Origin of the sequence: Mycobacterium sp. DBP42 (assembly GCF_005924235.1) — a bacterium.
In the GTDB taxonomy this organism is placed as follows: Bacteria; Actinomycetota; Actinomycetes; order Mycobacteriales; family Mycobacteriaceae; genus Mycobacterium; species Mycobacterium syngnathidarum.
The window spans coordinates 1-20,534 of the sequence record NZ_VCMY01000054.1 but is presented as its reverse complement, the minus strand read 5'-3'; the positions used below and the strand labels follow the sequence as shown (position 1 = coordinate 20,534).

Below are 20,534 nucleotides of genomic sequence, written 5' to 3'. Positions count from 1 at the left end.
ACCCGTTCTCGCTGGTGAAACGGTGCATTTGCGCCTGCTGGCAGGGAAGAAATCAGCCGAAGAACTCCGCGGCGTCGTCATAACGGGACTGCGGTACCAGTTTCAGCTGGCGGGTCGCATCGGCCAGCGATACCCGGCCGATGTCCTGGCCTTGCAACGACACCATCATCCCGAATTCGCCGGCATGTGCGGCATCGGCCGCGTTCACGCCGAACCGGGTGGCCAGCACGCGGTCGTACGCGGTCGGGGTGCCGCCGCGCTGCACGTGGCCCAGTACCGTGACGCGCACATCTTTCTTGATGCGCTTTTCCACCTCGAGCGCCAATTGCTGTGCCACACCGGTGAATTTCTCGTGCCCGAACTCGTCCATCCCGCCCTGGCGCAGTTGCATGGTGCCTTCGGCCGGCTTCGCCCCTTCGGCCACCACACAGATGAAGTGTGACGACCCGTGCTGGAACCGCTTCTTGACCAGCCGGCAGACCTCCTCGACATCGAACGGCTGCTCGGGGATCAGCGTCATGTGCGCGCCCGAGGCGATGCCGGCGTTCAGTGCGATCCAGCCCGAGTGCCGGCCCATCACCTCGACCAGCATGACCCGCTGATGCGATTCGGCCGTGCTGTGCAATCGATCGATCGCCTCGGTCGCCACCTGCAGCGCCGTGTCGTGTCCGAAAGTCACGTCCGTGCAGTCGATGTCGTTGTCGATGGTCTTGGGTACCCCGACCACCGGGACATTCTCCTCGGACAGCCAGTGGGCGGCGGTCAGCGTGCCTTCACCACCGATCGGGATCAGCACGTCGATCCCGTTGTCCTCGAGTGTCTGCTTGATCTGCTCCAGGCCCGCCCGCAGCTTGTCCGGATTGACCCGCGCGGTGCCCAGCATGGTGCCACCCTTGGCCAGCAACCGGTCGTTGCGGTCGTCGTTGGCCAGTTGGATACGGCGATCCTCCAGCAGACCGCGCCAGCCGTCGAGGAACCCGACCACCGACGACCCGTAACGCTGATCGCAGGTCCGCACCACCGCCCGGATCACCGCGTTCAGGCCAGGACAGTCACCGCCGCCGGTGAGAACTCCGATGCGCATGGGCACCATCTTGCCCCGCCCGGCACGACCGTGCCGGGCATAAAACGGTTACAGCGCGCTGGGCAACGGACCGCGGGCCGCCTCGTACGCCGCGCCGACGCGGTACAGCCGGTCGTCGGCCAGGGCCGGCGCCATGATCTGCAGACCGACGGGCAGGCCGTCGTCGGGCGACAGGCCCGACGGAACCGACATGCCGCAGTGCCCGGCCAGGTTCAGCGGCAGCGTGCACAGGTCGAACAGGTACATGGCAAGCGGATCGTCGACCTTCTCCCCCAGCCGGAACGCCGTCGTCGGTGTCGCCGGGGACACCAGGACGTCCACGCTTTGGTAGGCCTGCTCCAGGTCACGGGCGATCAGGGTGCGCACCTTCTGCGCCTGGTTGTAGTAGGCGTCGTAGTAGCCCGCCGACAACGCATATGTGCCGATCATGATCCGGCGCTTGACCTCCGGCCCGAATCCGGCGGCCCTGGTCAACGCCATGACCTCCTCGGCGCTGTGGGTGCCATCGTCGCCGACACGCAGCCCGAACCGCATCGCGTCGAATCGGGCCAGGTTGCTGGACACCTCCGACGGCAGGATGAGGTAGTAGGCGTCCATCGCGTGGTCGAAGTGCGGGCAGTCGACCTCACTGACTTCGGCGCCGAGTGCGGTCAGCTGGGCGACTGCGGCATTGAACGACTCCAGCACGCCGGGCTGGTATCCCTCACCACGCAGCTGCTTGACCACGCCGACGCGCACGCCCTTGAGATCACCGGCCGCACCGGCCCGGGCCGCACCGACCACGTCGGGCACCGGGGCGTCCACGGAGGTGGAGTCGCGCGGATCGTGGCCGGCGATCAGCTGGTGCAGCAGCGCGGTGTCGAGCACGGTGCGCGCGCAGGGGCCGCCCTGGTCCAGCGAGGATGCACACGCGATCAGGCCGTACCGCGAGACGGTGCCGTACGTGGGCTTGACACCGACGGTCGCGGTGAGCGCGGCCGGCTGACGGATCGACCCGCCGGTGTCGGTGCCGATGGCGAGTGGGGCCTGGTAGGCCGCGAGCGCCGCGGCGCTACCGCCGCCCGATCCGCCCGGCACCCGCTCGGTGTTCCACGGGTTGCGGGTCGGGCCGTAAGCCGAGTTCTCCGTCGACGACCCCATGGCGAATTCGTCCATGTTCGTCTTGCCGAGGATCGGAATGCCCGCGGCACGCAGCCGCGCGGTCACCGTCGCGTCGTACGGCGCACGCCAGCCTTCCAGGATCTTGGATCCCGCGGTGGTGGGCATGTCGGTGGCGGTGAAGACGTCCTTGAGCGCCAGCGGAACCCCGGCCAGCGGCGACGGCAGCGTCTCACCGGCGGCCACGGCCGCGTCGATCCGGGCCGCGGCGGCCAGCGCGGACTCGGCTGCCACGTGCAGGAAAGCGTTGAAACGGTCGTCGGTCGCGGCGATCTGGTCCAAGTGGGCCTGGGTCACCTCGGTCGAGGAGACCTCCTTGGCCGCGATCTGGGCCCCTAGGGTCGCCGCATCGCGACGGGTCAAATCACTCATGCTCGTCATTCACCCTCTCCGAGAATCCGCGGCACGGCGAAGCGCCCGTCTTCGGCACGCGGCGCGGCGGCCAGCGCTTCCTCCTGCGTCAGGCACGGCTCGACAACGTCAGGCCGGCTGACGTTGACGTCCTTCAGCGGGTTGTCCGTCGGCTCCACACCGGTGACATCGACGGACTGAATCTGGCTGACGTGGCCGAGGATGGCGTCCAGCTGGCTGGCGTAACTGTCCAGTTCGTCGTCGGTCAGCGCCAGACGCGCCAGACGCGCCAGATGGGCAACCTCGTCTCGGGAGATCTTCGACACGACAAAGCAGCCTAGTCAAAGCACCAAACCAGGCTCGCCCCGGCGGTGGTCCGGGCCGGCCACCGGCATGCCGCGGCACCCCTGCTGTGCAAAGGTGTTGCGCGTGCCTTCGTATCTGCTGCGGGTCCAGCTCGAGGACCGACCAGGCAGCCTCGGCTCGCTCGCCGTGGCGCTCGGCTCGGTCGGCGCCGACATCCTTTCGCTCGACGTCGTCGAGCGCGGAGCCGACTATGCCATTGACGATCTGGTCGTCGAGCTGCCGCAGGGCTCCATGCCGGACACCTTGATCACCGCTGCCGAGAACCTGTCCGGCGTCTACGTCGACAGCATCCGTCCACACACCGGGTTGCTTGAGGCACATCGTGAGCTCGAGCTGATCGACCATGTCGCCGCGGCCCGCTCCAAGGCAGACCGGCTGCGCGTCCTCGCCGAAGAAGCACCCCGGGTGCTGCGCGTCAGCTGGTGCGTCGTGGTCCGCTCCACCGCAACGGGCGTGGAACGCATCGCCGCGAGCCACGGCGCGCCCGAGACGCAGGCGCAGTCGGCGCCCTGGTTGCCACTGGCGCAGGCCGCCCCGCTCGACGGCACCCAAGACTGGGTGCCGCAGGTCTGGCGCGACATGGACACCACCCTGGCCGCCGCGCCGTTGGGCGACCACGACACCGCGGTCGTGCTGGGCCGCCCCGGCGGTCCGGGCTTCCGGCCGTCGGAGGTGGCGCGGCTGGGTTACCTGGCCGGGATCGTGGCCACGATCCTGCGCTGAATCGGCCGACCAGACGCACCCGTCGAAGCTGTTAGCGTCTAGCCGAATTCACTACACAACCGCATCCACCACGGGAGGCGTCAGGTGGGGAGCCTACTGATTGTCCTTGCCGTCCTGCTGTTCATCGCGGCGGCGGTGGTGTTCATCGCTGCATGGAACAAACCGAGTACGGCCGACCGGCCGCCCGGCAGACACGATCCGGTGAGGTTCGCCGAGACCGCAGGCTTCGGCCCCCACCAGCTCGGGCCGGGCGCAATCGTCAGCCACGGCGGAGTCGACTACGTGGTGCGTGGTTCGGTAACGCTGCGTGACGGTCCTTTCGTATGGTGGGAACACCTCTTGGAGGGTGGACCGGAACCCGTCTGGTTCGGCGTCGCAGTGGACGACGGACGGCTGGACCTGACCATGTGGTACCGGCGCCAGGACCTGGCACTGCACCCCCGAGGGGACCACACCATCGACAACGTCAGGTACCGCGAATCCGAACGCGGACGCGCCTCCTACACCACCGAGGGAACCACCGGTCTGCCACCGGCCGGCGATGTGACATACGTCGACTACAACAGTGCCGACGAAACCAGATTCCTGGGATTCGAGCAGTGGGCGCCGACGATGCCCTGGGAGGTTTCCGTCGGCCGCACGGTGTTGCCCGGCGAACTCACCGTGTACCCCGCCCCGCCCCCGACCGGATAGGACGCCCCGGGCGACGCGGTATCGCGGGACAGCGACTCCGCTTGTCGGCGCCCGGCCGACACACCCCCGACTGCTACGGTGCGATTACCCGCACCGCTCCCATCGCCGTACGGAAGGTTCGCGTGGACACGCTCCTGATCGCGCTCGTCATCGTTCTATTGGTAGCCGTAGTACTTGTTGTCGTCATGTCGCGCCGGCGGAAAAAGCCTGTTGCACCAAGCGCACGCCAGGACCCGCTCAGATTCGCCGCGACGGCACCAGAGTTCGGCCCACGCCAGCTCGGACCGGGAGCCATCGTCAGCCACGGCGGCGTCGACTACGTGGTGCGCGGCACGGTCACCCTGCGCCAGGGCCCGTTCGTGTGGTGGGAACATCTCCTCGAAGGCGGCGCCGAACCGATCTGGTTCAGCGTCGAGGAGGACGAGGGCCGACTGGAACTCGTGATGTGGACCCGCCGCAAGAACCTCACGCAGCAACCCGGCGGCGAACTGGCGGTCGACGGCGTCGCCTACGGGGAAACCGAACGGGGCCGTGCGTCCTACACGACCGAAGGCACCACCGGGTTACCCGGCGGGGGCGAGATGGAGTTCGTCGACTACGCCGACGCGGGCGAGACGAACTTCCTCGGGTTCGAGCGATGGGCGCCGGAGATGCCGTGGGAGGTATCGGTGGGAAGGCCGGTGCGGCCCGGCGAACTCACCGTCTACCCGGCGCCGCCGGCCACCGCCTAGGACAGCCCTTGCCCTTGCATCGACTCGCCATACCCCCGGCCGACGTGTCGGGAACGGAATTGCGGCTCGCGTTGAACGGCCCGGCCGCATCGCCGCTGGTGACCCACGAGGTAGTGCACCCCGACGGCGGCGTCCTGATTCTCGGAGTGCTCGGCGCATCACACATCATCACCGTCACGACCGCGAATTGCCATTTCTCCGAAGAGGTTTCGTGCACAGCCCAGGCCGAGGCCAAGCTGCCTGGCCGCGCCGTCGCGCCCGGCTACCGTCTCGACTCGCACACCCGCGCCCACGACGCGGCCGACTTTCGCCGGCTTGCCCACACCTTGCGCCACCGATGTACCCACGATCGCGGGTGGCTGGGCGGCACATTTCCCGGTGACCGGGCCGCGCTCACCGCGCTGGCCGCCGAACCCGACGGGGCCGGCTGGCACTGGCAGACCTGGCATCTGTATCCCGACGCCACCGGCGGTAGCGTCGTTTACACCAGCAGCCGGTGGCGGTCATGAGCCGCAGCAACGGGTTCTGGTTGGCCGGCGGACTGGCAATCGCCGGTGTCGTGTTCCTGGTGTGGGGAATCGCACTGTTGGGCAACAACATCCGCTCACATGTGGCGGACAGATACCAGGAGTACTCGCGCGACGCGGGCGGTTCGCGCTATGTGTGCGACGGCTCACCCCAACGCGTGGCCGACGAACTCGCCGCCTTCAAGGCGCCCGAGGCCCGCGCGACCGATCGCGGCACCACCTACCTGCGCTACGACGACGACATCGTGTCCGTCGGCCCCGACGCCAACCACCCATGCAGCATCCGAGTCGAGGACACCAACGCCCGATACCGCCACGGCGGCTTCATCTATCTGGGCCCAGGATTCACCCCCGGCTCACCCGCGGGCGGCGCCGGCGGCAGCTCGGGCGGCCCCGGTGGGGCGAAGTAGTGCCCACAGCACGGCCAACCAATTAAGGAGAGTTCCATGTATTTGGCCATCGTCGAATTCGGAACGGTCAGCGGCGAAAGCCTGCTGCAGAACGTGGTCGCCGCGATCCTGTACTTCGTCGTCGGCGTCGTGGTCCTGCTGTCCGGCTTCCTGATGGTCAACCTGTTGACGCCGGGCAACCTGCGCACTCTGGTGTTCGTCGAGCGGCGGCCCAACGCTGTCGCCGTGGCCTGTGGCATGTACGCCGCGCTGGCATTGGTGGTCGCCACCGCCATCGCGGCGAGTTCCAGCGAACTCGCTCAAGGCCTGGTCGACGCCGCGGTATACGGCTTCGTCGGTGTCGCCCTGCAGGGGGTGGCGCTCATCGTGCTCGAGATCGCTGTGCCCGGGCGCTTCCGTGACCTGATCACCGAAGAACATCTGCACCCCGCAGCCGTCGCCACGGCGGTTGCCCTGCTGGCCGTGGGAGCGGTCAACACCGCGGCCTTGTCATGACTGTCAAAGCGGCGCCGACCCGCACGGGGTAATTGCTGGCGCCCCCGCCAGGATCGACGAACAACGGGGACGAGCAGAGGAGAAGCCACGTGGACCTGGCGCGGTCTACCCCGCGTTGGCGGGCGTTGCTGTTGGCGGCCGTCACCGCATGCGCAGCGTGCGGGATCGTCTATGAACTTGCCCTGATCACCCTGTCGACCAGCATCCACGGTGGTGGCATCGTCGCGACGTCATTGATCGTCGCCGGCTACGTCGCCGCGTTGGGCGCGGGTGCGCTGCTGGTCAAACCGCTGCTGGGCCGGGCGGCGATCACCTTCATCGCCGTCGAGACATTGCTGGGCATCTTCGGCGGGCTGTCCGCGGCTGCGCTGTATATGGCGTTTGCATTCGTCGGCGGCTCGCTGTGGGTACTTGCGGTGGGAACAGCGCTCATCGGCGCCCTGGTAGGGGCCGAGGTGCCGCTACTGATGACGCTGCTGCAGCGCGGACGGAAGGCCGGTGCCGCCGACGCCGGTCGGGTCCTGGCCAACCTCAATGCGGCTGACTACCTGGGGGCGTTGATCGGCGGACTACTGTGGCCGTTTCTTCTGCTGCCCCAGCTGGGCATGATCCGCGGTGCGGCAGCCACCGGCATCATCAACCTGACCGCGGCCGCCGTGGTGAGCGTGTTTCTGTTGCGCCGGGTGGTCAGCCGCGGTGAACTGATCGCCGCCCTGGGTGTGCTCGCGACCTCACTCGGCGTCCTCACCGCCCTGCTGATCTCCGCCGACGACATCGAAACGACCACGCGGCAAACGCTTTACGCCGACCCCATCGTGGCGTTCCAGCGGTCGGCCTACCAAGAGATCGTGGTGACCCGCAGGGACAACGACACCCGGCTGTATCTCGACGGAGCGCTGCAGTTCTCCACTCGCGACGAGTTCCGCTATACCGAGAGCCTGGTCTACCCCGCGCTCGGCGCCGACACCCGTTCGGTGCTGATCCTCGGTGGTGGCGACGGTCTCGCCGCACGAGAACTGCTGCGGCAACCCGGAATCGACACGATCGTTCAGGTCGAGCTGGATCCCGCGGTGATCGATCTGGCCCGCACCACACTGCGCGACATCAACAAGGGCTCCCTGCAGGACCGCCGTGTACACGTCGTCGTCGACGATGCGTTGACATGGCTGCGGAATCCGCAGCCGATGCCCGCAGGCGGATTCGACGCGGTCATCGTTGATCTGCCCGACCCGGACACCCCGGCGTTGGGCCGCTTGTACTCGACCGAGTTCTATGCGTTGGTCAGCCGGGCGATGGCTCCCCAGGCACTGCTGACGGTTCAGACGGGAAGCCCGTTCTCCACGTTGAATGCGTTCTGGCGCAACATCTCCACGATCGAGTCCGCCGGCTTCGCCGTCACGCCGTACCACGTTCATGTGCCGACCTTCGGCGACTGGGGTTTCGCCCTGGCCCGCCTCGGCTCGACCCCGCCGAAACCGGCCATGCCGCCCGACACGCCGCAGCTGCGGTTCCTCGACCAGCGGGTGCTCGACGCCGCGACGGTGTTTTCCGACGACATCGGCCGCCGTCCGATGGAGCCGTCGACGCTGGCGAACCCCCGCATCGTCGAGGACATGCGATCGGGTTACCGGTGACCGTTGCGGTCCGTCATCGGCACACCGACCACCGCGCCGGACGGTCACCTCAACCGCTGTTCGACGGGCCTTCGGCCAGCAACGCCCGGAAGCCGTCCTCGTCGAGGATCGGGACCCCGAGTTCCACGGCCTTGTCGTACTTGGACCCGGGCGCATCCCCGGCGACCACGTAGGCGGTCTTCTTCGAGACCGAGCCGGCGGCCTTTCCGCCGCGGCTGATGATGGCTTCCTTGGCCTCGTCGCGGGAGAACCCGGGCAGGGACCCGGTCACCACGATCGACAGGCCTTCCAAGGTGCGTTCGATGCTGGCGTCACGCTCGTCGGCCATCCGGACCCCGGCAGCGCGCCACTTGTCGACGATGGCGCGGTGCCAGTCGACGGTGAACCAGTCGACGACGGCGGCCGCGATCGTCGGGCCGACCCCTTCCACCGCGGCCAACCGCTCTTCGCCTGCGGCGATGATGGCGTCCAGGCTGGCGAACTCGGTGGCCAGTGCACGGGCCGCGGTGGGCCCGACGTGGCGGATCGACAACGCGACCAGTACCCGCCACAGCGGCTGGGCCTTGGCCTGGTCCAGGTTGGCCAACAGCCGCTTGCCGTTGGCCGAGAGCTCCCCGGCCTTGGTGGTGAACAGTTCGGTGCGCAGCAACTGCTCAGCGGTCAGGGTGAACAGATCGCCCTCGTCGGCGATCACCCCGGCCTGCAGCAGCGCGGTGGCTGCCTCGTAGCCAAGCCCTTCGATGTCGAATGCGCCGCGGCCCGCGACGTGAAACACCCTCTCCCGCAACTGTGCTGGGCAACTTCGGGTGTTCGGACAGCGAATGTCGGCGTCCCCCTCCTTGGCGGGGGCCAGCACGGTGCCGCATTCGGGGCAGTTGGTCGGCATGACGAACGCATGCTCGGATCCGTCCCGCAGGTCGACCACGGGGCCGAGCACCTCGGGAATGACGTCGCCGGCTTTGCGGATCACCACGGTGTCGCCGATCAGCACCCCTTTGCGCTGAACCTCTGTCGCGTTGTGCAACGTGGCCAGGCCGACGGTCGATCCGGCCACCTTGACCGGCTCCATGTAGGCGAACGGGGTGACCCGTCCGGTCCGCCCCACACTCACGCGGATGTCCAGCAGTTTCGTGGTGGCCTCTTCCGGTGGGTATTTGTAGGCCACGGCCCAGCGCGGCGCCCGCGACGTCGAGCCGAGCCGACGCTGCAGCGCCACTTCGTCGACTTTGACCACCAGGCCGTCGATCTCGTGGTCGACGTCGTGGCGGTGCTCACCCCAGTAGGCGATCCGCTCGGCAACGGCGGCGACGCCGGAAACCTTTGCGGTATGAGCTGATACCGGCAGGCCCCACTGCCCCAGCGCCCGGTAGGCGTCGTGCAGCGACGCGAACGGTAAGCCCCCGGCGCTTTCGATGTGCCCGAGCCCGTGGCAGATCATCCGAAGCTTGCGCCGCGCGGTGACCGCCGGGTTCTTCTGCCGCAGCGAGCCGGCCGCACTGTTTCGGGGGTTGGCGAATGGAGGCTTGCCCTCGGCGACCAAACCGGCGTTGAGGTCCTCGAAGTCGGCAACCCGGAAGAACACCTCGCCGCGCACCTCGAGTACCTCGGGCACCGGAAACTCGTCGGAATGCGTGAGTTGCTCCGGGATGTCGTCGATGGTGCGGGCGTTGAGCGTGACGTCTTCGCCGGCTCGCCCGTCGCCGCGGGTAGCGGCTCGGACCAGCCGCCCCTGCCGGTAGACCAGCGCCAGCGCCACTCCGTCGATCTTCAGCTCGCACAGGTAGTGCGCGGCGTCGCCGATCTCCCCTCTGATCCGCGCCGCCCAGGCCGAGAGCTCATCGGTATCGAAAACGTTGTCCAAGGACAGCATCCGTTCCAGATGCTCGGCCGGGGCGAATTCGGTGGCGAACCCGGCACCGCCGACCAGCTGGGTGGGTGAGTCCGGAGTCCGCAGCTCGGGATGCTCGTCCTCGAGCCCCTGCAACTGACGCAAGAGCAAGTCGAATTCGGCATCGGAGATGATCGGCGCGTCTTTCACGTAGTACCGGAACTGATGCCCGCGCACTTCCTCTGCGAGGTCCTGCCAACGTCGTCGCAGGTCAGCGTCTCCAGTCTCGTTCGAGGTCACCACCGCAGGCTAGTCGAATATGCCGACAGGCCGATCAGCCGCTGCGCTCACAGCCGGTACCGGGCGTCCCACTAACCTAAGGAGCATGCCGCACCCGATCATGTTCAGCGACGACGACCCGGGCCTGGCCGAACTACGCGCCGTGGCCCTCGGTTTTCCCGAGGCCTTCGAGAAGGTCTCCTGGGGCCGCCCGGTGTTCTGCGCGCCGAAGATGTTCGCGATGTACGGCGGCAATGTGAAGCCCGAAAGAGGCGGCGAGATGGTGCCCTATCCGCACTCGCTGCTGATCAAGGTCGACGAGAGCGACCGGCGGGCACTCGAACAGGACAGCCGCTTCTTCTTCCCGGCCTACATGGGTCCGTTCGGCTGGCTGGGCCTGGACTTCACCGCCGCGAAGGTCGACTGGGACGAGGTTCGCGAACTCATCGACGCCTCGTTCCGACTGGTGGCTTCGCGGCGTCTGATCAAACAACTCGACGAGAACTGAACGGAAGCAGCCATGAGTTTCGCCAGCCCATTCCCCGATGTCGACCTGCCCACCGTCAGTGTCTACGACTATCTGTTCGCCGACATGTCCGACGCCGACGCGAACCGGATCGCGTTGGTCGACGCGAAGTCCGGTGCACAGACCAGCTACGGCGACCTGGTGCGCCGCATCGACGCCTTCGCCGGCGGGCTGGCCGCGCGCGGCATCGGGGTCGGCGACGTGGTGGCGCTGTTGTCCCCCAACAGTTCCGGTTTCGCGATCGCGTTTCATGGGATCCTGCGTGCGGGCGCCACCGCCACCACCGTCAACGCCCTGTTCACCGCGCGTGACATCGCCAAGCAGCTCAAGGATTCGAACGCGAGCCTGCTGGTCACGGTGCACGCGCTGCTGCCGCAAGCTCTCGAGGGGGCGCTGGGGGCCGGCCTGACCGAGGACCAGGTTGTGGTGCTCGACGGTGACGGTCTCGGTGCCGAGGGTCCGGCACCTCAGGTGAGCTTCGATCCGGCCACACACCTGGCGGCGCTGCCGTACAGCTCGGGCACCACGGCCAACCCCAAGGGCGTCATGCTCACCCACGCCAACCTGACGGCCAACGTCGCTCAGATCCGCCCACTGCAGGGCCTGACCGCTGATGACCGGTTGCTGGCCGTGCTGCCGTTCTTCCACATCTACGGCATGACGGTCCTGCTCAACGCCGCCCTGCACGCCCGCGCACGGCTGGTCATCATGCCGTCGTTCGATCTCGGCGAGTTCCTGGGCAACATCGCCGACCACCGGTGCACGTTCGTCTACATCGCCCCGCCGGTGGCCGTGGCCCTGGCCAAGCACCCGCTCGTCGATTCCTATGATCTGTCCTCGCTGCGGGCTGTGTTGTCCGGTGCGGCATCGCTGGACGCCGACCTCGGTCGTGCGGTGGCAGAGCGGTTGGGCTGCACGGTGTCTCAGGGCTACGGGATGAGCGAGCTGAGCCCGGTCAGCCACATCACCCCGCATGACGGCGGACTGGCGACGGTCGGCACCGTCGCGCCATTGGACTCGTGCGGCTGGACTGTCCCCAACAGCGTGAGCAAGTTGGTCGACCCCGACACCGGGAATGAAATCGAGATCCCGGCAGAGGGTTTGAGCGCGACCGGTGAACTGTGGTTCAAGGGGCCCAATGTGATGGCCGGCTACCTGGGCAACGAGGCGGCCACGAAGGAGACCATCGACGCCGACGGGTTCCTGCACACCGGAGATCTGGCCCAGGTTGATTCCAACGGCTGCGTCTACGTCGTCGATCGATTGAAGGAACTCATCAAGTACAAGGGCTACCAGGTGCCGCCGGCCGAGCTGGAAGCCGTCCTGCTGGGCCATCCCGGCATCGCCGATGCCGCGGTGATCGGTGTGCAGGACAGCGAGTCCGGCGAGGAAGTACCGAAAGCCTTTGTGGTCAAACAGCCTTCGTCGGAGGTTAGTGCCGACGAGGTGATGGCCTTCGTTGCCGGCCTGGTTGCGCCCTACAAGAAGGTGCGTCAGGTCGAGTTCATCGACGCCATCCCCAAGTCGTCGGCAGGCAAGATCCTGCGCCGTGAGCTGCGGGGAAGTCAGTCCTCGACGTAGGCCCGCAGTCGGTCGATCGCACTGTCCCAGCGTCGCGACAGTGCGGTCAGGTAGTCGCTTGCCTGCACCAGCGGCTCGGGCTGGATCCGCCAGATGCGTTCGCGACCTATGCGATCACTGGTCACCAGGCCCACTGCCTCCAACAGCAGCAGGTGCTTTGTCGCGGCCTGCCGCGTCACCGGAATCACCTGTGTCAGTTGCACCGTCGAACACGGACCGCCCTCACAGAGCCGGGTGACGATGCGTAGTCGGTTGGGATCGCCGAGTGCGTCGAAAAAGGGTGCGTGCTCAGCGACGGCGGCCGTCACACCGGCTCACCGAGTGCCAAGTACTTGCGCACCATCTCGGTCTGGTGGGCCCAGCCCTCGCTGTTGGCCTCGAACGCCGACTTCCTTCGCGCCGCGGGGATCGCATCGAACCCCGATTCGACGATGCGCAACAGCACCCCGCCCTCGGCCTCGGCCAAGGTGAATTCCACCAACGTGGTGGGCTCGGCCGCGTAGTCGGCGCCAGGTTCGACGGCATACGGATGCCAGCGGAAGGCCAGCCGATGGGGCGCCTCGACCGCCACGATGTGCCAGGCGTCGGCCTCGCCGGCATAGGGCTCCTGCATGGCAGCGACCTCGTCGTCCACCTCGGTCGGGGTGATCACCCCGTTGACCGATTGCCCGGGCACGAATGGTCCGTCGAACCGGACTCCGAACCACCGGCCGAATTCCCCGGAATCGCTGACGGCCCGCCACACCCGGTCCAGGGGCGCCTTGAGCAGAATTTCCTTTTCGATCCGATCAGTACTCATACGCAACCTTTCAGTTGCCCTTCAGCTTAGGCACGCACCGAGACAAGCGCAACCTTGTGGTTGCCTTTACTAGATCCCTTCCGGATCTTCGGCGAAGGCGTCGGCGGCCTTCTGGGCGAGTTCCACCGCGGTGCGCGCCCATTGCGCCGTTGCGCCGGCCAGCCCACAGGACGGGGTGATGCCGATGCGGTCGCGCAGTACGGCGCGGTTGAATCCGAGCCGGTCGGTCAGCGCCACCGCTGCCTTGGCGACCTCTTCGACCGACGGCCTGCCACCCTCGGGCGAAGTCGCAGCCACCACGCCGAGAAGCACGGTGCGGCCCGAGTCGACGAATTCTCCGATGCCATCCAGATCCGTCGGCGCCAGCGTCGAGACATCGACCGACACCGCGTGAACAGCGCTGCGCAGCAACGCCTTCCACGGAAGTTCCGGAGCGCAACTGTGCAGCGCGACGTCCGAACCGACCGCGGCGACGCAGGCGTTGATCAGATCGACCGCCAGCGCCTCTTCCACCGGATGCACCGGGGTGAAACTGGTGACCCCGGACAGCCTCCCCGCCAATGCGGCGGGCAGCGACGGCTCGTCGAGCTGGACCACCACCGGGGTCTCCAACCGCCGGGCCACCTCTGCCCGATGGACCGCCAGCCCCTCTGCGAGTGAGGCCGAAAGGTCCCGCAAGGCACCGTGGTCGGTGATCGCGCGATGCCCGTTGGGCAGTTCCAGCTGGGCGGCCACCGTGATCGGGCCGGGCGCCTGGACCTTGACCGCACGCCCACTACCCCGTAGCCCGGCGCGTTCCCACGCCTCTTCCAGGGCGTCGATGTCCTCGCCCAGCAGGCTCACCGCCCTGCGCAGCGCGGCACTGCGGCGCGACGCGATCCGGTATCCGCGCGGCACGGTGTCGATGCCGATGTCGACCAGCAGCGCCCCGGCACGCCCGATCAGGTCGGCACCGATCCCCCGCGCCGGCAGTTCCACGAGGTGCGACAGGGTGTGCAGTTCGCCGACGACGACGTCTGCGGCAGCCCGAGGCTGGGTGCCCGGCCAGGATCCGATGCCGGTCGCTGCTGCGAAAACGCTCACGCGCGTGCGATGGTCGCGCTGGCGATGACCTCGTCGCCCTCGGCGTCGGGCCGGTACAGCACCATCGTCTGGCCAGGTGCCACGCCACGCAGCGGCGCGCGCAGCGAGACCGCCAGCCGGCCGTCACGTACCTCGACCACCGCATCGGTGATTCCGCCGTGCGCGCGCACCTGGACCTGGCATTCCACCGGACCCTGCAGCGGGGTGCCACTGGTGAATACGGGCTTGTCGCCGACCAGCTCCCAGATCTGAAGGTCCTCGACAGGTCCGACCCGCACCGTGCCCGTCTCGGCATCGATCGCGGTGACATAGCGCGGTCGGCCGTCGGCACCCGGCCCCGCGATACCCAGGCCCTTGCGCTGCCCGATCGTGAAGCCGTGCACGCCTTCGTGTTCGGCCAGCACTGTGCCCTCGTTGTCGATCACCGAGCCGCGGCGCACCCCGATCCGAGCGCCCAGGAAGGCCTGGGTGTCCCCGGACGGGATGAAGCAGATGTCATGGCTGTCAGGCTTTTTCGCGACGGCCAAGCCACGCTCGGCGGCCTCGGCCCGGATCTGTGGCTTGGGGGTGTCACCGATCGGGAAGATCGCATGCGCCAGCTGTTGGGCGGTCAGCACACCCAACACGTAGGACTGGTCCTTGTCCGCGTCGACCGCGCGCCGCAACCGGCCATCGACCAACCGGGCGTAGTGACCGGTGGCCACCGCATCGAAACCGAGCGCCAACGCGCGCGCAGCGAGCGCGGAGAACTTGATCCGCTCATTGCACCGCACACAGGGATTCGGGGTCTCGCCGCGGGCGTAGGACTCGACGAAGTCATCGATCACGTCGTCCTTGAACCGGTCGGCGAAATCCCATACATAGAACGGGATGTCGAGAATGTCGGCCACCCGGCGGGCATCGCCGGCGTCCTCCTTGGAGCAGCAGCCCCTCGATCCGGTGCGCAGTGTCCCCGGTGCCGACGACAGTGCCATGTGCACTCCGACGACGTCGTGGCCGGCGTCGACCATCCGTGCGGCGGCCACCGAGGAATCCACGCCGCCGCTCATCGCGACCAGGACTCTCATGAGAACGTCCTCCCCGCGCTGGCCAACGCCGCCTGCCGGGCGCGGTCGACGGCCGTGGGCAGCACCTGCAGCACGGCGTCGACGTCGGCGTCGGTGCTGGTGTGCCCCAACGAGAATCTCAGCGATCCCCGTGCGGTGGCCGGGTCGGCGCCCATGGCGATCAGGACATGCGACGGCTGCGCCACGCCGGCGGTGCACGCCGAGCCGGTGGAACATTCGATGCCCTTGGCGTCGAGCAACATCAGCAGCGAATCGCCTTCGCAGCCACGGAAAGTGAAGTGGGTGTTGGCGGGAAGCCGGTCGGTTCCGCGGGGCCCGTTGAGGTAGGTGTCCTCGATCGTGGACAGCACACCCTCGATGAGGCGGTCCCGCAATGCCTGCACCCGGGCGCTGTAGTCGGCGAGCCCTCCGATGGCCACCTCGGCAGCCGCGGCCATCGCCACGGCGCCGGCCACGTCGGGCGTCCCGGAACGGACGTCGCGCTCCTGCCCGCCGCCGTGCAGCAGGGGCACGCAGGCGGTGTCACGGCGCAGCACCAGCGCGCCGGCGCCCATCGGGCCGCCGAACTTGTGCGCCGCAACGCTCATCGCCGCCAGCCCGGTAGCGGCGAAGTCGACCGGGATCTGGCCGACGGCCTGGATGGCGTCGCTGTGCATCGGGACATCGAACTCGGCGGCGATGGACGCCAGGTCGGCGATCGGCATGATGGTGCCGACTTCGTTGTTGGCCCACATGATGCTGACCAGGGCCACGTCCGCGGGTCCGTCACCGGCTTGCAGGGCCGCGCGCAGCGACTCGGGTGCGACGACGCCTTCGGCGTCGACGGGCAGCCAGGTCACCTCGGCGCCCTCGTGGTCCACCAGCCACTGCACCGCGTCCAGGACGGCGTGGTGCTCGACCGCGGTGGTGATGATCCGCCGTCGCGCCGGCTCGGCATCGCGGCGGGCCCAGTAGATGCCCTTGACGGCCAGGTTGTCGCTCTCGGTGCCCCCGGCCGTGAAGATCACCTCCGAGGGGCGGCAGCCCAGCAGGCGGGCCAGCGTCTCGCGGGCTTCCTCCATGCGACGACGCGCCATCCGGCCGGAACCGTGCAGCGAGGACGCGTTGCCGATGGTGGCCAGCGCGGCGGTCATCGCCTCGATGGCAGCAGCGTGCATCGGGGTGGTGGCGGCGTGATCGAGGTAGACCGGCCCGCCTGAGGAGGAGGTCAGGATGGAGGCCATAACCCTCCTAGGATAGCCGCTGGCGGGCAACTGCCCTTCCAGCCGCCTCAGGCCGCCAGAACGTGCGCGGGTCCGCCGGCAAGCGCCTGGTGCGCGGCCCCGTCGGAACGGACCACCGCTTCGCAGCGCCCGGCCAGGGCCCGCCGGTCGTCTCCGGGCAGCTGCAGTGATCCCACGTGCACGTGACACACCGTGCGACGTGCGGTGATGACCCGGCGCACCGAGCGCAGCAGGGTGTCCTCCCCCACAAAGGCCGGAATCGTCGACGGCCGGCCGTCCCGATGGCGGTACACCAGCCGCAGCGGCTGCACCGGCCGGGCCGCGTCGATCGCGGCCTGGAACATCGCCGGCCGGAACGGTCCGTAGGCCAGACCGCACCAGGTGGTGCCCTCCGGGAAGGCCACCACGGTGTGCCCGGCACGCAGCCGCTCGGCGACGGTGTGCACCACCGCGGGCAGCCGGCGCAGGCTCCCCCGGTCGATCGGGATCACCTTCATCACCCGGGCCAGCCGGCCCACCGCGGGCCATTCCACCAGATCGGCACGCGCCACGAACGAGCCGGGCAGGACCGCACCGATCGTGAAAATGTCCAGCCATGACACGTGGCCACTGACCACGAGTACGCCCTTCAGGTTGCGAATAGGTCCGCCGGACAAGCTGATTCGGACGCCGAAGCAGCGCAGCATCAACCGGCAGTAGAAGCGCTGCACGTGTGAGCGGCCCGGCACCGGCACCGCCAGCAAGGGCACCCCGGGCGCCAGGAGCACGGCCATGACCACCCGCGCCGTGGTGCGGATCCACACCACGTACCGACGGCCGGTGTCCGCGCCGCCGGCGTGCACGCAGCTGCCGTCGCACGATGCCTTGGGCAGCCAGGGGTGCTCGCAGGCCGCGCTTGTCATGACGCGCCCCCGCCCATCCCGTCGGCCATGTCGGCTGCCGCCGAGACCGAGCGCAGGCGGGTGAGATAGCGCACGTCGGCCCGACGCTTGTCCAGCAGGGCCGGGAAGTCGCCCACCCCGAAGTCGGGGTCGTGGGCCGGTTCCCCGCAGATCTGCGCGCCCAGCCGCAAGTAGCCGCGCATCAGCGGCGGCACCGTGGTCCGCGCCGGGGGCTCGATGTCGTCGAGTCCTCTGCCGTCGAGGACGACGGGACGGTAGGGGTACACCGTGTGTTCTGCGGGCGCGGCGTGGCGGCGGCGCACGAAGTCACGGACGCCGCGGATCTGGGTCCCCGGCGGGCCGTCGGCGTTCCCCGCGACAGGCACCGACACACAGCCCGTCACATAGTCGTAGCCGGAGCGGTCGAGGTAAGCCAGGATTCCTGCCCACATGAGCAGGACGACGGCGCCGTTGCGATGGTCGGCGCGCACCACCGCCCGGCCCATCTCGACCAGAGACGGCCGCAGTGCATCGAGGCCACGGACGTCGAACTCGGTGGCGGTGTAGAGACCGCCTGCGGCGATGGCGCCCGGCGGCGGCAGCATCCGGTAACAACCCACCAATTCACCGGTGTGGTCCTCGCGTACCAGCAGGTGGTCGCAGTGTTCGTCGAATCGGTCGGCGTCACGTCCATCGGTGGTGCCGGCAAGTGCGAATCCGGGTTCGGAGGTGAACACGTCGTGCCGGAGCCGCTGGGCGGCTTCGATGAGCTCGGAGTCGGCGGACAACAGCAGGGTGTAGCGGGGCGCACCGGGCGCCGCGCTGTCGGTGTGATCAGCGGCGATGAGTACAGATGCAGTGCTCATAACCAGCACGGTCGCCCAGTGGGGTCTCCGTACGGCATCGCCCGTGTGACATGTCCGTGAGCGCCAGGTGACTTTTTGGTCCGGCGTCAGTCCTCGAGGAACACCACGTTCTCACCGATCGGGTTCCGCGGTGTGTCCAGGTGATTCGCCGGAAATTCGGGGTCGGCGTAGCCGATCGACAGCCCGCACAGGACGGTCAGGTCGTCGGGGATGTCGAGTTGTTCCCGCAACACATCTGGATAGAACGAGATCGACACCTGCACGCAACTGCCGATACCCCGTTCGTTCAACGCCAGCAGCAGGGTCTGCAGGAACATCCCGACGCCCAGCGCGTCCACGTTCGTGAAATCGCGGTGCATGCAGACCACTGCGGCGACGGGGGCGCCGAAGAACTGCCAGTTGCGAAGCTGGGCGGCCCAGCGGCCCTCGGCATCGTCGCGGGCAATCCCCATGGCTCCGTAGACCAGAGCGCCGCTTTCCCTGCGCAGGTGGGCGAACTTCGGTGGCAGGCCGGCCGAGCCGATCGCGGGGGGTGCGGCCGCGACTGCGGTCAGCAGCGCATCCACCAATCGGACGCGCCGCTGACCGGTGGCGAAGAAGACGCGCCAGGGTTGTGTGTTCGAGTTCGACGGTGCCCGCACCGCCAACGCCAGTGCCTCGTCCAGAAGTCGTCGCGGAACAGGCTTGTCCGGCAAGAACATTCGTGACGACCTGCGTGAGCGGACCACGTCTTCGAACTCGGCCATCAGCGCACTCGCCGGTCCTTGCGGGCTTCGAGTTCATCGTCCTCGACGATGACGAGCATCGGTTCCCCGGGGACGCACAGCATGTTGACGAGGAACTTCAGCGGAATATCGTCGCGGTGGTTGGCGTCCGAGTAGTGGATGACATCACCGCCGGGCTCCCAGAAGGCCTCCCCCGCTTTGACCACCCGCGGAGCCTCGCCCTCCAACTCGAAGAGCATCTCGCCCTCCAACACATAGCCGAATGCGGGCCCGGCGGGATGCCGGTGGGGCGGCGCGCCCGGTGATCCGGCGGGCCATTCGATGATCGTCGTCATCACCTCGGCGTTCGGTGGGATGAACGGCGGTGTGACACTGGCGATCACGGTCATCGCATCGTGGAGCGCCTGCTCGCGCTCAGCTGAGACGGGCATGTCAGCGGGCCCCGGCCCGTGCGGCCCAGCGGGTTTCGCCCAGAATCCCGTCGTCACCGGTGACCAGGCTGTTGTCGTCGACCGCGGTACCGAAATACGTCGCCTGCGCATCGACCACGACCGGCTTCTCGTCGCCTTGGGCGGCCAGCACCGCGCGCGCCATGTCGGCGAACGAAAACTTTTCCGGCCCACCGATGTTGACGATGCCGTTGATTGGCGCGGCCTGCGCCACCTTGGCCACCTCGGCCGCGACGTCGTCGACGGAGATCAGCTGGATCCGGGCGTCGGGAACCCGCACCTCGTCACCGACCACCAGTGACGCGGTGATGGCCTCGGCGAATTCCTGGAACTGCGTGGCCCGCACGACGGTGTACGGCAGCCCGGAGTCGGTGATGTTCTTCTCCTGAGCCACCTTGGCCCGCATGTAGCCGCTGTCGGGCAGTCCGTCGGCGCCCACGATCGACAACGCGACGTAATGTCCGACTCCGGTCTCCTTCGCGGCCGCCGCCAGGTTGCGCGACGACTTGGTGAAGAAGTCCATCACGGGGCCGTCCTCGAACGAAGGCGAGTTGACGACGTCGACGAGGGCGTCGGCACCGCTGAGCGCATCCGCCAGGCCCTCCCCGGTGAGGACATTCGCGCCCGACGACAGGGAGGCAGCCACCACGTCATGCCCGGCCTCGGTGAGCAACCGCACCACCCGCGAACCGATCTGGCCACTGGCACCTATGACTGTGATTTTCATTGTGCGAATCCTTATTCTCTGGCGTGCTGACAAGATCCACACTGGCACCGCACGCACGGGTGCAAACCCTGGAAAGTCCGTAGTCGGTGCGGCCGGCCTCCCCGGTCCTCGGGCCGCACCGGCCGGCTTGTCAACGCTGGAGTGGCTCTCGGGCCCGAGTGCCACTCCAGACATCCCAGGGTCGTAAGTTGTCAAGCTGCTTGGGTGTGGGTGGTGGGTTGGCGGTGTGCCCAGGCGGTGTGTTCGCTGTAGGTGCTGTGGTGGCGTAGGCAGCCGTGGAGGATTCCGACGAGGCGGTTGCCGAGGGCGCGTAGGGCTTGGTGGTGGA

General features: G+C 68.2%; 23 protein-coding genes and 1 pseudogene. 9 read left to right on the top strand and 15 right to left on the bottom strand.

What is annotated here, in order from left to right; all coding sequences use genetic code 11:
* Window positions 1-52 precede the first annotated feature (52 nt).
* From E0T84_RS28680 to gatC, 3 genes are read right to left on the bottom strand one after another with little or no spacing between them, the layout of a single operon-like run.
* A complete protein-coding gene (locus E0T84_RS28680) occupies window positions 53-1,084 on the bottom strand; it encodes an ATP-dependent 6-phosphofructokinase (RefSeq protein ID WP_070188996.1) in 1,032 nt (343 codons plus the stop codon).
* A gap of 48 nt (window positions 1,085-1,132) precedes the next feature.
* On the bottom strand, window positions 1,133-2,614 hold the full coding sequence (gene gatA, locus E0T84_RS28675) for an Asp-tRNA(Asn)/Glu-tRNA(Gln) amidotransferase subunit GatA (RefSeq protein WP_070188937.1): 1,482 nt from the start codon (window positions 2,612-2,614) through the stop codon (window positions 1,133-1,135).
* Between the two features lie 5 nt (window positions 2,615-2,619).
* Window positions 2,620-2,919 carry an Asp-tRNA(Asn)/Glu-tRNA(Gln) amidotransferase subunit GatC gene (gene gatC / locus E0T84_RS28670; RefSeq protein WP_070188936.1) on the bottom strand — a complete coding sequence of 100 codons (300 nt, stop codon included), beginning with the start codon at window positions 2,917-2,919 and terminating at the stop codon, window positions 2,620-2,622.
* A gap of 103 nt (window positions 2,920-3,022) precedes the next feature.
* On the opposite strand from gatC, the gene E0T84_RS28665 reads away from it, so the two are divergent.
* From E0T84_RS28665 to E0T84_RS28635, 7 genes are all read left to right on the top strand, one after another.
* Window positions 3,023-3,682 carry an amino acid-binding protein gene (locus E0T84_RS28665; protein ID WP_070188995.1) on the top strand — a complete coding sequence of 220 codons (660 nt, stop codon included), beginning with the start codon at window positions 3,023-3,025 and terminating at the stop codon, window positions 3,680-3,682.
* A gap of 84 nt (window positions 3,683-3,766) precedes the next feature.
* The gene (locus E0T84_RS28660; RefSeq protein WP_070945251.1) at window positions 3,767-4,375 is read left to right on the top strand and encodes a DUF4178 domain-containing protein; all 609 of its coding nucleotides are present in this window, start codon (window positions 3,767-3,769) and stop codon (window positions 4,373-4,375) included.
* A 122-nt stretch (window positions 4,376-4,497) separates the two neighbouring features.
* Window positions 4,498-5,106 carry a DUF4178 domain-containing protein gene (locus tag E0T84_RS28655; protein ID WP_070188934.1) on the top strand — a complete coding sequence of 203 codons (609 nt, stop codon included), beginning with the start codon at window positions 4,498-4,500 and terminating at the stop codon, window positions 5,104-5,106.
* 8 nt (window positions 5,107-5,114) lie between these two features.
* The gene (locus tag E0T84_RS28650) at window positions 5,115-5,615 is read left to right on the top strand and encodes a DUF2617 family protein (RefSeq protein WP_070188933.1); all 501 of its coding nucleotides are present in this window, start codon (window positions 5,115-5,117) and stop codon (window positions 5,613-5,615) included.
* A complete protein-coding gene (locus tag E0T84_RS28645) occupies window positions 5,612-6,043 on the top strand; it encodes a DUF4247 domain-containing protein (protein WP_070188994.1) in 432 nt (143 codons plus the stop codon). The genes E0T84_RS28650 and E0T84_RS28645 overlap by 4 nt, the downstream gene beginning before the upstream one ends.
* Window positions 6,044-6,079: 36 nt before the next feature.
* Window positions 6,080-6,538, top strand: a complete 459-nt coding sequence (locus E0T84_RS28640; protein WP_138746158.1) for a DUF350 domain-containing protein — start codon at window positions 6,080-6,082, stop codon at window positions 6,536-6,538.
* A gap of 89 nt (window positions 6,539-6,627) precedes the next feature.
* Window positions 6,628-8,172, top strand: a complete 1,545-nt coding sequence (locus E0T84_RS28635; protein WP_070188931.1) for a polyamine aminopropyltransferase — start codon at window positions 6,628-6,630, stop codon at window positions 8,170-8,172.
* 49 nt (window positions 8,173-8,221) lie between these two features.
* Here the strand turns inward: E0T84_RS28635 and ligA are convergent, their stop codons facing one another.
* Complete coding sequence (ligA, locus tag E0T84_RS28630) at window positions 8,222-10,300, bottom strand: NAD-dependent DNA ligase LigA (protein ID WP_171055210.1); 2,079 nt, start codon at window positions 10,298-10,300, stop codon at window positions 8,222-8,224.
* Between the two features lie 85 nt (window positions 10,301-10,385).
* On the opposite strand from ligA, the gene E0T84_RS28625 reads away from it, so the two are divergent.
* Window positions 10,386-10,787, top strand: coding sequence for an MmcQ/YjbR family DNA-binding protein (locus tag E0T84_RS28625; RefSeq protein ID WP_070945249.1), 402 nt, complete (start codon window positions 10,386-10,388; stop codon window positions 10,785-10,787).
* A 12-nt stretch (window positions 10,788-10,799) separates the two neighbouring features.
* Window positions 10,800-12,386: a 4-coumarate--CoA ligase family protein gene (locus E0T84_RS28620; protein ID WP_070945248.1), complete on the top strand. Its 1,587-nt coding sequence runs from the start codon at window positions 10,800-10,802 to the stop codon at window positions 12,384-12,386.
* On the opposite strand, the gene E0T84_RS28615 is transcribed toward E0T84_RS28620, so the two are convergent.
* The 11 genes and pseudogenes from E0T84_RS28615 to E0T84_RS28565 all read right to left on the bottom strand — a co-directional run.
* Window positions 12,371-12,694 (bottom strand): helix-turn-helix transcriptional regulator, encoded by a 324-nt coding sequence (locus tag E0T84_RS28615; protein ID WP_070945247.1) that lies wholly within the window; start codon window positions 12,692-12,694, stop codon window positions 12,371-12,373. The two genes, E0T84_RS28620 and E0T84_RS28615, sit on opposite strands and share 16 nt — an antisense overlap.
* Complete coding sequence (locus E0T84_RS28610) at window positions 12,691-13,185, bottom strand: SRPBCC family protein (protein WP_138746156.1); 495 nt, start codon at window positions 13,183-13,185, stop codon at window positions 12,691-12,693. The genes E0T84_RS28615 and E0T84_RS28610 overlap by 4 nt, the downstream gene beginning before the upstream one ends.
* Window positions 13,186-13,254: 69 nt before the next feature.
* Entirely contained in the window at window positions 13,255-14,268 is a 1,014-nt protein-coding gene (locus E0T84_RS28605) for a methionine synthase (protein ID WP_138746155.1), read from the bottom strand.
* Window positions 14,265-15,335, bottom strand: coding sequence for a tRNA 2-thiouridine(34) synthase MnmA (gene mnmA / locus E0T84_RS28600; RefSeq protein WP_070188925.1), 1,071 nt, complete (start codon window positions 15,333-15,335; stop codon window positions 14,265-14,267). The genes E0T84_RS28605 and mnmA overlap by 4 nt, the downstream gene beginning before the upstream one ends.
* On the bottom strand, window positions 15,332-16,558 hold the full coding sequence (locus E0T84_RS28595) for a cysteine desulfurase family protein (RefSeq protein WP_171055209.1): 1,227 nt from the start codon (window positions 16,556-16,558) through the stop codon (window positions 15,332-15,334). The genes mnmA and E0T84_RS28595 overlap by 4 nt, the downstream gene beginning before the upstream one ends.
* Window positions 16,559-16,605: 47 nt before the next feature.
* Window positions 16,606-17,460, bottom strand: a complete 855-nt coding sequence (locus E0T84_RS28590) for a 1-acyl-sn-glycerol-3-phosphate acyltransferase (protein WP_070188923.1) — start codon at window positions 17,458-17,460, stop codon at window positions 16,606-16,608.
* Complete coding sequence (locus E0T84_RS28585) at window positions 17,457-18,305, bottom strand: GNAT family N-acetyltransferase (RefSeq protein ID WP_070188922.1); 849 nt, start codon at window positions 18,303-18,305, stop codon at window positions 17,457-17,459. Before E0T84_RS28585 ends, E0T84_RS28590 begins: the two co-directional genes overlap by 4 nt.
* Before the next feature lie 86 nt (window positions 18,306-18,391).
* Window positions 18,392-19,051: a nitroreductase gene (locus E0T84_RS28580; protein ID WP_070188921.1), complete on the bottom strand. Its 660-nt coding sequence runs from the start codon at window positions 19,049-19,051 to the stop codon at window positions 18,392-18,394.
* Complete coding sequence (locus E0T84_RS28575) at window positions 19,051-19,461, bottom strand: cupin domain-containing protein (protein WP_070188920.1); 411 nt, start codon at window positions 19,459-19,461, stop codon at window positions 19,051-19,053. The genes E0T84_RS28580 and E0T84_RS28575 overlap by 1 nt, the downstream gene beginning before the upstream one ends.
* Before the next feature lies 1 nt (window position 19,462).
* Window positions 19,463-20,206, bottom strand: a complete 744-nt coding sequence (locus E0T84_RS28570) for an SDR family oxidoreductase (RefSeq protein ID WP_070188919.1) — start codon at window positions 20,204-20,206, stop codon at window positions 19,463-19,465.
* Between the two features lie 191 nt (window positions 20,207-20,397).
* Window positions 20,398-20,534: pseudogene (locus tag E0T84_RS28565) on the bottom strand (IS110 family transposase); the annotation flags it as partial.